The 12,801-nt window shown below is 67.6% G+C and carries 12 protein-coding genes; 8 read left to right on the top strand and 4 right to left on the bottom strand.

The genetic code is table 11. The features are described from left to right. Position 1: 1 nt before the first annotated feature. The 4 genes from uvrA (at position 2) to lgt (ending at position 5,510) form a co-directional block, all read left to right on the top strand. Positions 2–2,827: an excinuclease ABC subunit UvrA gene (gene uvrA / locus AC1PPK_RS00700; protein ID WP_481115930.1), complete on the top strand. Its 2,826-nt coding sequence runs from the start codon at positions 2–4 to the stop codon at positions 2,825–2,827. 93 nt (positions 2,828–2,920) lie between these two features. After that, the gene (locus AC1PPK_RS00705) at positions 2,921–3,829 is read left to right on the top strand and encodes a DUF1186 domain-containing protein (RefSeq protein WP_481115931.1); all 909 of its coding nucleotides are present in this window, start codon (positions 2,921–2,923) and stop codon (positions 3,827–3,829) included. A gap of 93 nt (positions 3,830–3,922) precedes the next feature. After that, positions 3,923–4,621: a YceH family protein gene (locus AC1PPK_RS00710; protein WP_481115932.1), complete on the top strand. Its 699-nt coding sequence runs from the start codon at positions 3,923–3,925 to the stop codon at positions 4,619–4,621. A gap of 103 nt (positions 4,622–4,724) precedes the next feature. Beyond that, positions 4,725–5,510 carry a prolipoprotein diacylglyceryl transferase gene (gene lgt / locus AC1PPK_RS00715; protein ID WP_481115933.1) on the top strand — a complete coding sequence of 262 codons (786 nt, stop codon included), beginning with the start codon at positions 4,725–4,727 and terminating at the stop codon, positions 5,508–5,510. Positions 5,511–5,528: 18 nt separating this feature from the next. On the opposite strand, the gene AC1PPK_RS00720 is transcribed toward lgt, so the two are convergent. Further along, positions 5,529–5,936 (bottom strand): MAPEG family protein, encoded by a 408-nt coding sequence (locus AC1PPK_RS00720; RefSeq protein ID WP_481115934.1) that lies wholly within the window; start codon positions 5,934–5,936, stop codon positions 5,529–5,531. A gap of 166 nt (positions 5,937–6,102) precedes the next feature. Here AC1PPK_RS00720 and AC1PPK_RS00725 point away from each other — a divergent pair, with 166 nt between their 5' ends. After that, on the top strand, positions 6,103–6,318 hold the full coding sequence (locus tag AC1PPK_RS00725; RefSeq protein WP_481115935.1) for a VF530 family protein: 216 nt from the start codon (positions 6,103–6,105) through the stop codon (positions 6,316–6,318). Positions 6,319–6,573: 255 nt separating this feature from the next. Next, positions 6,574–8,070 (top strand): diguanylate cyclase domain-containing protein, encoded by a 1,497-nt coding sequence (locus AC1PPK_RS00730; RefSeq protein WP_481115936.1) that lies wholly within the window; start codon positions 6,574–6,576, stop codon positions 8,068–8,070. Positions 8,071–8,079: 9 nt separating this feature from the next. On the opposite strand, the gene cowN is transcribed toward AC1PPK_RS00730, so the two are convergent. Together cowN and AC1PPK_RS00740 are read right to left on the bottom strand one after the other, a co-directional pair. After that, positions 8,080–8,388: a N(2)-fixation sustaining protein CowN gene (cowN, locus tag AC1PPK_RS00735; RefSeq protein ID WP_481115937.1), complete on the bottom strand. Its 309-nt coding sequence runs from the start codon at positions 8,386–8,388 to the stop codon at positions 8,080–8,082. A gap of 86 nt (positions 8,389–8,474) precedes the next feature. After that, positions 8,475–9,119, bottom strand: coding sequence for a Crp/Fnr family transcriptional regulator (locus tag AC1PPK_RS00740; protein ID WP_481115938.1), 645 nt, complete (start codon positions 9,117–9,119; stop codon positions 8,475–8,477). A gap of 295 nt (positions 9,120–9,414) precedes the next feature. Between AC1PPK_RS00740 and ppnN the strand changes: the two genes are divergently transcribed. Next, on the top strand, positions 9,415–10,797 hold the full coding sequence (gene ppnN, locus AC1PPK_RS00745) for a nucleotide 5'-monophosphate nucleosidase PpnN (RefSeq protein ID WP_481115939.1): 1,383 nt from the start codon (positions 9,415–9,417) through the stop codon (positions 10,795–10,797). Between the two features lie 38 nt (positions 10,798–10,835). Here the strand turns inward: ppnN and AC1PPK_RS00750 are convergent, their stop codons facing one another. Next, the gene (locus AC1PPK_RS00750) at positions 10,836–11,729 is read right to left on the bottom strand and encodes a DMT family transporter (protein WP_481115940.1); all 894 of its coding nucleotides are present in this window, start codon (positions 11,727–11,729) and stop codon (positions 10,836–10,838) included. Between the two features lie 97 nt (positions 11,730–11,826). Between AC1PPK_RS00750 and AC1PPK_RS00755 the strand changes: the two genes are divergently transcribed. Beyond that, complete coding sequence (locus tag AC1PPK_RS00755) at positions 11,827–12,723, top strand: LysR family transcriptional regulator (protein WP_481115941.1); 897 nt, start codon at positions 11,827–11,829, stop codon at positions 12,721–12,723. The last annotated feature ends 78 nt before the right edge of the window (positions 12,724–12,801 follow it).

Genomic DNA, 12,801 nt, shown 5'->3' on the forward strand with positions numbered 1-12,801 from the left:
CATGGACGCCATCCGAATCCGCGGTGCCCGCACCCACAACCTGAAGAACATTGCGCTCGACATTCCGCGCAACCAGCTCACCGTGATCACCGGCCTGTCCGGCTCGGGCAAGAGCTCGCTGGCCTTCGATACGCTGTACGCGGAAGGCCAGCGCCGCTACGTGGAGTCGCTGTCGGCCTACGCCCGCCAATTCCTGCAGCTGATGGAAAAGCCCGACGTGGACCTCATCGAGGGCCTGTCGCCGGCGATCTCCATCGAGCAGAAGGCCACCAGCCACAACCCGCGCTCGACGGTGGGCACGGTCACCGAGATCCACGACTACCTGCGCCTGCTCTACGCCCGCGCCGGTACGCCCCACTGCCCGGACCACCCGGAGCACGCCTTGGAGGCCCAGAGCGTGTCGCAGATGGTGGATGCGGTGCTGGCCCTGCCCGAGGAAACCAAGCTGATGATCGTCGCCCCGGTGATCAGCGGCCGCAAGGGCGAGCAGGCCGACCTGTTCGTCGAGCTGCGCGCCCAGGGCTTCGTGCGGGTGCGCGTGGATGGCATCGTGCATGAGCTGGACAACCTGCCGGTGCTGGACAAGAACCGCCGCCACGACATCGAGGTGGTCGTCGACCGTCTGAAGGTGCGCCAGGACCTGCGCGGCCGCATCGCCGAATCCTTCGAGACGGCGCTGACCCATGCCGAGGGCCGCGCCATCGCGGTGGAGATGGACTCCGGCAAGGAGTACCTGTTCTCGGCCAAGTTCGCCTGCCCGGTGTGCAGCTTCGCGCTGGCCGAGCTGGAGCCGCGGCTGTTCTCCTTCAACAATCCGATGGGCGCCTGCCCCAAGTGCGACGGTCTCGGCAATGTGGATTTCTTCGATCCGCAGCGGGTCGTCGCCCATCCCGACCTGTCGCTCGCCTCCGGCGCGATCCGTGGCTGGGACCGGCGCAACCAGTTCTACTTCCAGCTACTGACCAGCTTGGCTGACCACTACGGTTTCAGCATCGACACGCCCTTCGAGGAATTGCCGGAAGAGACTCGCGAAGTCGTCCTGCACGGCTCCGGCAAGGAGAAGATCGCCTTCCGCTACCTGTCCGACGGCGGCAAGCCGGTGCTGAAGGAACACGCCTTCGAAGGCATCATTCCCAACCTGGAACGGCGCTTCAAGGAAACCGACTCCATCGCCGTGCGCGAAGAGCTGTCCAAGTACCGCGCCAACTGCCCGTGCCCGGCCTGCGGCGGCAGCCGCCTGCGCACCGAGGCGCGCTACGTGCTGATCGGCGAACGCAATCTGTCCGAGGTCAGCCGCCTGCCGCTGGCCCAGTGCAAGAGCTTCTTCGACGGCCTGCGCCTCAGCGGCCAGCGCGCCCAGGTGGCCGAGAAGATCGTCAGCGAGATTTCGTCGCGCCTGCAGTTTCTCATCAACGTCGGCCTCGACTACCTGTCCCTCGACCGCTCCGCCGACACCCTGTCGGGCGGCGAAGCCCAGCGCATCCGTCTGGCCAGCCAGATCGGCTCCGGCCTCACCGGCGTGATGTATGTACTCGACGAGCCGTCCATCGGCCTGCACCAGCGCGACAACGACCGCCTGCTGGAAACCCTGCGCCGCCTGCGCGACATGGGCAACACTGTGATCGTCGTCGAGCATGACGAGGACGCGATCCGCATGGCCGATTACGTGGTGGACATGGGCCCCGGCGCTGGCGAGCACGGCGGCCGGGTGATCGCCGAAGGCACGCCGGAGGTGGTCGCCGCCCATCCGGACTCCCTCACCGGCGCCTTCCTGTCCGGCAGCCGCAGCATCGCGGTGCCGGCCAAGCGTACGCCGGCCGACGCGGACAAATACCTGCGCATCGAGGGCGCCAGCGGCAACAACCTGAAGGATGTCACCATCGACATCCCGGTCGGCCTGCTGACCTGCGTCACCGGCGTATCCGGCTCGGGCAAGAGCACGCTGATCAACGACACCCTCTACGCCCATGTGGCGCGCCACGTGAACGGCAGCAGCATCGAGGCGGCGCCGTGCATCGACATCCACGGCCTGGACCACTTCGACAAGGTCATCAACGTCGATCAAAGCCCGATCGGCCGCACGCCGCGCTCCAACCCGGCCACCTACACCGGCCTGCTGACGCCGATCCGCGACCTGTTCTCCGGCGTGCCGGAAGCCAAGGCCCGCGGCTACGGCCCCGGCCGCTTCAGCTTCAACGTCAAGGGCGGCCGCTGCGAGGCCTGCCAGGGCGACGGCCTGATCAAGGTGGAGATGCACTTCCTGCCCGACATGTACGTGCCCTGCGACATCTGCCACGGCAAGCGCTACAACCGGGAAACCCTGGAGATCCGCTACAAGGGCAAGACCATCTACGAAGTGCTGGAGATGACCGTCGAGCAGGCGCTGGAATTCTTCAACGCCGTGCCCATCGTCGCCCGCAAGCTGGACACCCTGATGCAGGTCGGCCTCGGCTACATCCGCCTCGGCCAGAGCGCCACCACCCTGTCCGGCGGCGAAGCACAGCGGGTCAAGCTGGCGCTGGAGCTGTCAAAGCGCGACACCGGCCGCACCCTGTACATCCTCGACGAGCCGACCACCGGCTTGCACTTCGCCGACATCGAGCTGCTGCTGTCGGTGCTGCACCGCCTGCGCGATCACGGCAACACCATCGTCGTCATCGAGCACAACCTGGACGTCATCAAGACCGCCGACTGGCTGCTCGACATGGGCCCGGAAGGCGGCAACGGCGGCGGCACCCTGGTCGGCTGCGGCACGCCGGAAGCGCTGGCCGCCAACCCCGCCAGCCACACCGGCCGCTACCTGGCCAAACTGTTGCCCGGCGCCTGAGCCCTCACCCGCTTTCCCCATCCGCCCCCGTGCCACCGCCGGGGGCGGCATCCAGTACACTGATCACCCGTCTCGTCGCACTTTTATCGCGCCATGTCCGAACTCTGGTCCTCCCTCCGCCCGCAACTCGAATACCTGGCCACCCCGCTGCCGCTGGCAGCCCTCGGACTCGCCGACGCCCACCGGGACGAGATCGCCCCGCTGCTGTTAGCCGAGCTGGAAGCGCTGGCCGCCGACCCGACGCCGGCCCAGGCCGACGGCTACGTGCTGCATCTGTATGCGATGCTGCTCCTCGCCCGCTGGCGCGACCACCGTGCCTACCGGCCGCTGGTCGAGCTGGGCCATCTGGACGAGAGCCAGGTGGACACCGTCTTCGGCCAGCTCGTCCATGACAGCTTCGGCCGTGCGCTGGCCTCCACCTGCGACGGCGACCTGGCGCCCCTCAGCACGCTGGCCGACGACGACGGCGCCAGCCGCTGGGCCCGTGCCGCCGCACTGGAAGCCATGAGCCTCGCCGCCCTCGAAGGCCTCACGCCGCGTGCGCCGGTGGTGGACTTCCTCGCCGACTTCGGCACCCGCGAGGCCCAGGCCCTGCAGGACACGCCGGAACGCGGCGAGGACTTTCCGCTGCTCGACGCGCTCGTCACCCACCTGGCCGACCTGGGTGCCGTCGAGCATCTGCCGACGATCCACGAATGGTTCGCCGCCGGCCTCATCGACGACAGCTATGTGGACGCCGACCAGCTCGAGGACGACATCCGCCGTAGCCCCGCCGACGCACTGGCCGCTCTGCGCGAAGCCGGCCACGGCCTGATCGACGACCTGCGCCCGGAGATCGCCGCCTGGCCGGACATCCACCACATGCCGCCGGTGGCGCTGGCGCCGATCCCCCTCGGCGCGATCCGCGAGCCCATCGTCCGCGACGGCGCCAAGGTCGGCCGCAACGACCCCTGCCCCTGCGGCAGCGGCCGCAAGTACAAGAAGTGTCATGGCGCCAACTGAGCGCCGCCGACTGAATCCCGACATCCTGCTGCCATCAGGCCGACACCCGCGCTCGGCTATCATGGCGGCCTCGCGACGAACTGAAAGCCCATCATGACCGACACCACGCCCGACCTCCCCGCCGATGCCTCCGACAGCAAGGCTGGCTTCGATCTGGACGATTTCGAGGTCCGCGTGCTGGCGGTACTGATCGAGAAATCCTTCGTCACCCCGGACACCTACCCGCTGTCGGTCAATGCGCTGGTCACCGGCTGCAACCAGCTCACCGGCCGCGAACCGGTGATGAACCTGTCGGAGGCCACCGTGCTGGCCACCCTCGACCGCCTCTCCGAGCGTGGGCTGGTCACCCAGCGGCACCAGGCCGGGGCACGCGTCTCCAAGTGGGAACACCAGATCCGCCTGCGCCATTCCCTCACGCCGCCGATGCAGGCGGTGCTGGCCATCCTGATGCTGCGCGGCCCGCAGACCATCGGCGAGATCCGCGCCCGCTGCGAGCGCATGCACACCTTCGGCAGTCCGACCGAAGTCGAAGACGTGCTGGAGAAACTCGGCGACAAGTACCCGCCGATGATTGTCCAGCTACCGAAGGCACCCGGCACCAAGGAAGCCCGCTACACCCACCTGATGAGCGGCGAGGCTGCCGCCCAGCAGAGCCACAGCTTCGAAACCGCCGAGCAGGCCGCCCCCCGCGGCAGCCGCGTCGGGGAACTCGAAGAGGAAGTTCGCCGTCTGCGTCAGCAGCTGGAATGGCTGACCAACGAATTCGAAGAATTCCGCAAGCAGTTCCAGTGAGGGCGTGGAGGCGCGGCGAGTACATGCCGGGTAGCCACCGCACCGGCCCCAGACGCTGCGCCCAGACCACTCGCCCTTAACCCATCGTCCAAGTCAGAACCCCATGCTCGTCCATCCCCAGTTCGACCCCGTCGCCATCGCCATCGGCCCCCTCGCGGTGCGCTGGTACGGCCTGATGTACCTCGTCGCCTTCATCCTCTTCGTGGCCCTCGGCCGGGTCCACGCCAAGCGGCGGCCGGAGCTGGGCTGGGATGCGCAGCAGATCGATGACCTGCTTTTCTACGGTGTACTCGGGGTGATCCTCGGCGGGCGTCTGGGCTACGTGCTGTTCTACAAGCCGGCCTACTACTTCAGCCATCCGGCCGAGATCCTCGCCGTCTGGCAGGGCGGTATGGCCTTCCACGGCGGCTTCCTCGGCGTGCTTGTCGCCATGTGGCTGTTCGGCCGCAAGACCAATCGCCCCTGGCTGGCCGTCACCGACTTCATCGCCCCGCTGGTGCCCCTCGGCCTGGCCGCCGGGCGCCTCGGCAACTTCATCAACGGCGAGCTGGTCGGACGCGTCACCGACGTGCCATGGGCGATGATCTTCCCGCAGGTGGACAACCTGCCGCGCCACCCGTCCCAGCTCTACCAGTTCTCGCTGGAAGGAGTCAGCCTGTTCCTGATCCTGTGGTGGTTCGCCGCCAAGCCGCGGCCCCGCGGCCTGATCTCGGCGGCTTTCCTGATCGGCTACGGCTGCTTCCGCTTCATCGCCGAATTCGGCCGCGAGCCGGACGACTTTCTTGGCCTGTTGACCTTCGGCATGTCGATGGGCCAGTGGCTGTCCCTGCCGATGATCCTCGCCGGCATTGCCATGGCCGTGTGGGCCGCCAAGCGCAACAAGACCTGAAGCCGGCCGCAGCGCCGCTCAATCCATTGGCAGACCGATGGCCGCCAGCACCCAGGCGGCCAGCAGCACTCCGTTGCTCAGGGCAAAGGCCGCCAGGCGGTGATAGACGTTGTTGTAGCCCAGGTGGATCAGGCTATGCACGACCCTCAGCCCAACGTAGGTCCATGCCAGCCCCAGCTGCAACGCCGAGTGCTGGCCGGTCACGTAGCACAGCAACCCCAGCACGTAGAACAGCACCGGCAGCTCCAGCAGGTTCATATAATTCCGGTTGGGCAGGCACACATCGGGCGGCACCCGTGCCGACTCGCCGAAACGGAAATCGGACGCCTGGACGCGACCGGCAAACCCCGCGCCAAGCCGCCTGACGGCGATCAGCAGCAGGATCACGAAGGTCCAGCCCGCCAGGGCGAACTGGGGATAGAGCATGGCAACGCGCATGGAAGCAGGTGGGGCAGCACGGGCAACGCCCGCCAAAGCCATTCACAATGCATGAACACGCGCGCAGCATAAGTGAGCACACCGGGAATGTCCAAGATGTGCACAGGGTTTTCCTGGCTTGGCAGCCGGATGGAATCAACCCAAAGTGAGTGCCATGAACACCCAACCCAACAATCCCCTGCACGGCATCACCCTTGAACACATGCTGACCGAGCTGGTCGCCCGCTATGGCTGGAAGAGCCTCGGTGCGGCCATCCCGATCCGCTGCTTCAACAACGACCCCAGCATTCCGTCCAGCCTGAAGTTCCTGCGCCGCACGCCCTGGGCCCGTGCCGAAGTGGAGTGGCTGTACCTGCAGCAGCGCGGCTGATTCGGAGCAAAGAGTGCCAAAGTTAATAGTGCCCCGATAGAAAACCACAAATACTGCCAATCGAATACTCCATCCATCCTCAATCCCGCTCACAACAAGAAGAACGGAGATCTGCAGTTTGAGGAAAAGCCATCCGTCCAGCCCCTCGAAGGCGGCCATGCAGCCCGGCCGTCTGCGTCGCCCTTCCGCATCCGCAGTCCGGGCGGACAGCCCGCTGCCGGGTGCCCCGCCTGGCACGCCGGGACGATGCCGATCGTGACAATCCCGCTGCGTCACCTCGAACGCCTGCTGCCTGTTTCGGTGGGTCTGGCCTCCCTGTGCCTGACCGGTTGGCTGTGGCTGCACGAGCGGCAGGGCCTGGACGCCAGGTTGCGGACCCAGTTCGAATCCAGCGTGCGCCAGACCACCGGCCGCATCGAACAACGCCTGGCCGCCGTCGAGCTGATGCTGCGCGGGGCCCGTGGCCTGTTCGAGGCCTCCAGCCAGTTCAGTGCCGATGACTTCCGACGCTACGTGAACGTGCTGACCGATGGCACTGATTTCGCCGGGCTGCAGGTCATGGCTTACACGCCCCGGCCACCGGGACATGCCGACGACGCGCCGCTGCCGATCGCCTATGTCGCCCCCTATACGCCAGCCAACGAGGGGGCCATCGGGCGTGACATGCATGCCGACCCACTGCGCCGCGAGGCCATGCAGCAGGCGCGGGACGCCGGCATCGCCGCGATGACCCGCAAGATCATGCTGCTGGTGGATGAAGCCCCCAGCCAGCCCGGTTTCGCGATGTACCAGGCCCTCTACGCCAAAGATCAGCCCATCGACAGTCCGGCGGCCCGCCGTCAGGCCCTGCGTGGCTGGGTGCATGTGGCCTTCCGGCTCGAGGCACTGATGACCAGCCTGTACGGAGAAGGCATCCCCGGCCTCGCACTGCGCATCTACGACGGCAGCGATGTCACGCCGGAAACGCTGATCTTCGACTCCCACCCCGAAGCGGACGCGCAAGCCACACCGCGCTTTGCCACGCTCCAGTACATCAGCTTTCCCCAGCACAACTGGACGCTGGCCATCCGCAGCACACCCGAATTCGAACAACAGCGCGGCCTCGGCTCGACCCGGATCATCGCCGTGGCCGGCACCAGCCTGAGCCTGCTGCTCGCCCTGCTGACCTGGCAACTGGTTACCGGCCGCAGCCGGGCCTTCGCCCACGCCCAGGCGATGACGCGCGAACTGCGGGAGAGCGAGGAGCGCATGCGCCACATGGCCCAGCACGACCCGCTGACCCGCCTGCCCAACCGGGCGCTGTTCGCCGACCGCCTGCACTCCGCGCTGGCGCGGGCCCGTCGGGAAAACACGCAGGCCGGCCTGATGTTCGTGGACCTGGACCGCTTCAAGCCGATCAATGACGCCCACGGCCACGCGGTCGGCGACAAGCTGCTGATCGCCGCCGCTTCGCGCATGCGCGAATGCCTGCGCGAAGCGGACACCCTGGCCCGCATGGGCGGCGACGAGTTCGTCGTGCTGCTGCCCCACGTGGATACGCCGATGGACGCCCGACGCGTCGCCGGGCGCATCCTCAGCGCCCTGTCCCATCCCTTCGAGGTGGACGGACTGCAACTGCAGATCTCTGCCTCCATCGGCATCGGCCTGTTCCCCGACCATGGCGAGGACGACGTCAGCCTGATGAAGAGCGCCGACAACGCCATGTATCAGGCCAAGGACGTAGGGCGCGCCTGCCTGGTCTTCGCCGACTGAGCGCCACGTTCAGCAGCATTCCACCTCGATCTGCTCAAGCAGCGCCAGCCCCGCCTCGTCGTCGCAGCGTTCCAGGAGCTCGCGGATCTGGTTGATGTTGCTGTGGATCAGGAACAGGTCGTCGGCCTGCGGCCCGCCTTCGCCGCGACGCTTCTTCTGGAAGTAATCCCAGAAAACATTGCCGCGCCCCGGTTCCCGCAAATGGGCGTCGAGGACTTCCATCAGGCGCCGGGCATTCAGGTCGCAGTCGATCCCGCAAAAGCTGATGTAACGATCCGGCTGACTGGCCGGCTGAAGGTGTTCGCTTTCCCGCTTCATCACGTTTCTCCTGAAAAATGGATGAAACGGACTGTACGGAAAGGCTCCCGGCGCTTCCGTCGGCCAGCCGACACTCCGGCTGGCGGCTAGCCCTGCGCCAGACTGCGGGCGGCCAGCGCCGGCAGGTCGTGGATCAGCAGGGCGCGCCGGCCGCGGCGGCTCAGCACGCCTTCCCGCTGCCACTGGTTGATCAGCGAGGACACCGACTGGCGCGTGGTGCCGAGCAGGCAGGCGATGTCCTCGGTGCCCAGGTCGATGGGCAGCACGCAGCCTTCCGGGCCCTGTTCGCCGCGTCGCTCGGCCTGGCGCACCAGGAAACGCGCCAGCCGCGCCGGCACGTCGCGGAAAGCCAGGTCTTCAACCAGCGACACCGCATTGTCGAGGATGCGCCCCAGCACCTTCATCATCAGCGGCGCCACCGCCGGCGCACCAGCCAGCTTGGCGGCGAACTCGCGGATCCCGATCACCGACAGGGCCGCCGGCTCCAGGCTGCGCACGAAGGTCGGCGTGTGGGTGGTGAAGATGTCGCCTGGCTCGAGGATGGTCAGGCTCAGCTCCCGCGCATCGCTGGCCAGGTAGACCCGCAGACGGCCGCTGCGCACGATGAAGACCTGGTTCAGGGCCTGGCCGGGGGTGGCCAGCAGCTGCCCCTTGCCCACCTCGCGGGAGGTGAAGCCATCGAGGAAACCAGCCGGAAAACCGGCCAGCTGATCGGGATACGGGGCGGCCATGGCCATGACCATAGCACACAGCGCCCCCCGGCCCGCCCCGCAAGGCTGCCCCGGAGCAAGGCCCGGCGCCCCTTCCGTGAGATCCGCCGCTTTCCCGGACGAATATCCCTACGTTAAGATGCCCTACAGAGCGTCGCCTAGTTCTGGATTCGGACGGGTGTCGCATTACCCCCGCACCGGCCCGCGCGGCCGGTCGTCCGACCTCTCCCGAGCGGCGCCGCACCGGCAGCCAGGGGGAAGGCTCACGTCCCGCAGGCTGCCGTTCCGGTCCCCCAACGACAATGAGAGCGCAGCCATGGAATACGAAACCGTAGACACGCAAGTCTCCCCCACCGGGCGCCTGGAAGTGCTGTCCAGCTCGGAAGCCGCCAAATTGTCGAACCAGGGCGACAGCGCCCTGAACACCCTGTACCGCAACTGTTCGCTGGCGGTGCTCAACTGCGGCAACGAGATGGACGACGGCAAGGAGCTGCTGGAGCGTTACCGCAACTTCGACATCCGCGTGCTGCAGCGGGCCCGCGGCATCAAGCTGGACATCCACGGCGCGCCGGCCAGCGCCTTCGTGGACGGGCGCATGATCCGCGGCATCCAGGAACACCTGATTGCCGTGCTGCGCGACGTGGTGTACGTGGGCAACGAGATCAACGGCAACCCGAAATTCGACCTCCGCACCTCGGCCGGGGTCACCGACGCGGTGTTCCACATCCTGCGCAACGCCAACGTGCTGCAGCCGGTCGCCCAGCCCAACGTGGTGGTGTGCTGGGGCGGCCACTCGATCAACCGGGAGGAATACGACTACACCAAGCTGGTCGGCTACCAGCTCGGCCTGCGCGGCATGGACATCTGTACCGGCTGCGGCCCCGGCGCCATGAAGGGGCCGATGAAGGGTGCCGCCATCGCCCATGCTACCCAGCGCCTCAAGGGCGGCCGCTACCTGGGCTTCACCGAGCCGGGCATCATCGCCGCCGAAGCGCCCAACCCGGTGGTGAACGAACTGGTCATCCTGCCGGACGTGGAGAAGCGCCTGGAAGCCTTTGTGCGCACCAGCCACGGCATCGTGGTCTTTCCGGGCGGGGTCGGCACCTGCGAGGAGATCCTTTACATCCTCGGCATCCTGCTCCACCCGGACAACGCGGGGATCCCCTTCCCGCTGGTGTTCACCGGCCCGAAGAGCGCGGAAGAATACTTCGTGCGCATCGACCACTTCATCGCCGACACCCTCGGCGACGCGGCCCGCCAGCGCTACAAGATCATCATCGACGACCCGGCGCGGGTGGCGCGGGAGATCAAGGGCGGCATTGAGCAGGTGCGCAACTTCCGCAAGGAAAAGCGCGACGCCTACTACTTCAACTGGCTGCTGCGCATCGAGCATGAGTTCCAGCAGCCCTTCCGCCCGACCCACGAGCGCATGCGCGGCCTCAAGCTGCACAAGGGGCAGCCGGCCCACCTGCTGGCCGCCAACCTGCGGCGTGCATTCTCGGGCGTGGTGGCCGGCAACGTGAAGGACGAGGGCATCCGCGAGATCGAGAAGCACGGCAGCTTCGAAATCCACGGTGATCCGGCCATCATGGAGCCGATGGACGCGCTGATGGCTTCCTTTGTGGCCCAGGGCCGCATGAAGCTGCCGGGCAAGAAGTACAACCCCTGCTACCGCATCGTCGCTGAAAAGCACGACTGAGCAACCGGCCGGCGGGGCGAACCCGCCGGCCGGCAGACTCACGCCTTCTTCCCCACCAGCACTACGCCGGCCACCACCAGCGAGCCGCCGAGCAGCTGGAACAGCCCGATCGGCTCGGTGAGGATCAGCCAGCCGAGGAACAGGGTGATCACCGGCCCGAGGGTACCGATCAGCGACACCGGACCGGCGCCCAGGCGGCGCATCGCCTCCGACACCATCCACACCGGCAGCACCGTCGAGAACAGCGCCATCGCCGCCGCCAGCAGCAACACCGGCGCCGGCTGCACCAGGAGGCCGAGGGGCCGGGTCAGCGCGAAATGGGCCAGGCACAGCACGCAGGCGGCGGTACTCGCCCAGGCGGTGGTACGTGCCGCCCCCAGGCGCACGACGGCCTGGCCGTTGCCCATCAGGTACAGCGCGTAGGACACCGCACTGGCGAACACCAGGCTGCCGCCGATCCACACATCGCGGGCGGTGCCGGTAATCGTCAGGTCGTGGGCCAGCGCCAGCGCAATGCCCGCGTAGCACAGCGCGATGCAGGCCAGCGCCCGGCGGGTGATCGGCTTGCCGAGAAAAAGCGCCGACAGCACCACCACCAGTGTCGGGTAGGCAAACAGGATCAGCCGTTCGAGGGCCGCCGAGATGTAGTGCAGGCCTAGGAAATCCAGGTAACTCGCCAGGTAGTAGCCCGACGTGCCGAGGCCCAGGAGCAGCAGCACGTCCCGCCCAGTCAGCGGCGCCGGCTGGCGGCGGCGCTGGTCCTGCCAGCCGAGGGCGACGAAGAAGGGCAGCGACATGCCCATGCGCAGAGCCAGCAGGGTGATCGCATCAACGCCATAGGGATAGGCCAGCTTGATCAGGATGGCTTTGAAGGAAAAGCCCACCGCACCGAGAACGGCGTAGATGAGCCCGACACGGTGACCGGGGTTCATGAGCATTCGACAAAATGGAACGGCCCCCATTAGGCCACCGGATCGCAACGGGGGGAATTGGTAAGATCCGGGGGCTGCATTCGCCGGAGACGAAAGCTTGTACTACGACCTCACCGACCTGCGCCTCTTCGCGGCGATTGCTGAAGAGGCCAGCCTGACCCGCGGCGCGGCCCGCGCCCACCTGGCTCCGTCGTCGGCCAGCCATCGCCTGGCCCGCCTGGAAGAGAGCCTCGGCGTGGCCCTCTTCGAACGCCACGCCCGCGGCCTGCGCCCCACCCGAGCCGGCGAGGCGCTGCTCGGCCACGCCCGCCGGGTGTTCGCCCAACTCGAACAGATGCACGCCGACCTGTCGCCCTTCGCCCGCGGCGTGCGCGCCCAGGTCAGCCTGTACGCCAACACCAACGCCATCAACTGCTTCCTGCCCGACGATCTGGGCGACTTCCTGCGCGCCGAGCCGCACATCCGCGTGACGCTCAAGGAGATGACCAGCCCGGAGATCCTGCGCTGCGTAGCAGCCGGCGAGGCAGAGATCGGCGTGGTGGCCGGCGAGGTGCCACCCGACGTGCTGCTCGCCCGCCCCTACCGGCAGGACCGCATCGTGCTGGTCACCCCGCCTGGCCATCCGGTGTCGGCACGGGCCCGCGTGCGCATCGCCGAAGTTCTCGACCAACCCTTCGTGATGCTCCACGCCGGCAGCGCCTTCCACACCGGGCTCATGAATTACGTGGCGGAAACCGGTGGCCGGCTGGACGTGCGCATCGAGGTGCGCAGCTTCGAGGCCGTGCTGCGCATGGCCGGCGCCGGCGTCGGCCTGGGCCTGGTACCGCGCTCGGCGGCGGAGCGGGCCGGCCGCCAGCGCCCCTTCGCGGTGGTGGACGTGGACGAACCCTGGGCCAGCCGCGACCTGTCCATCGTCGTACGCCGCGACCTGGCCCTGTCGCCCCACGCCCAAGCCCTGGTGGACGCCCTCGCTGGCGGGCAGAACGCACATTGATGCACGCCCTTGTCGGCTTCCCCACACGGATGGCATCGCCCGCCTCCCCCGCAAACCTGAAATAACGGGGCTGGCCGG

Source organism: Zoogloea sp. JDB1 (assembly GCF_056724025.1).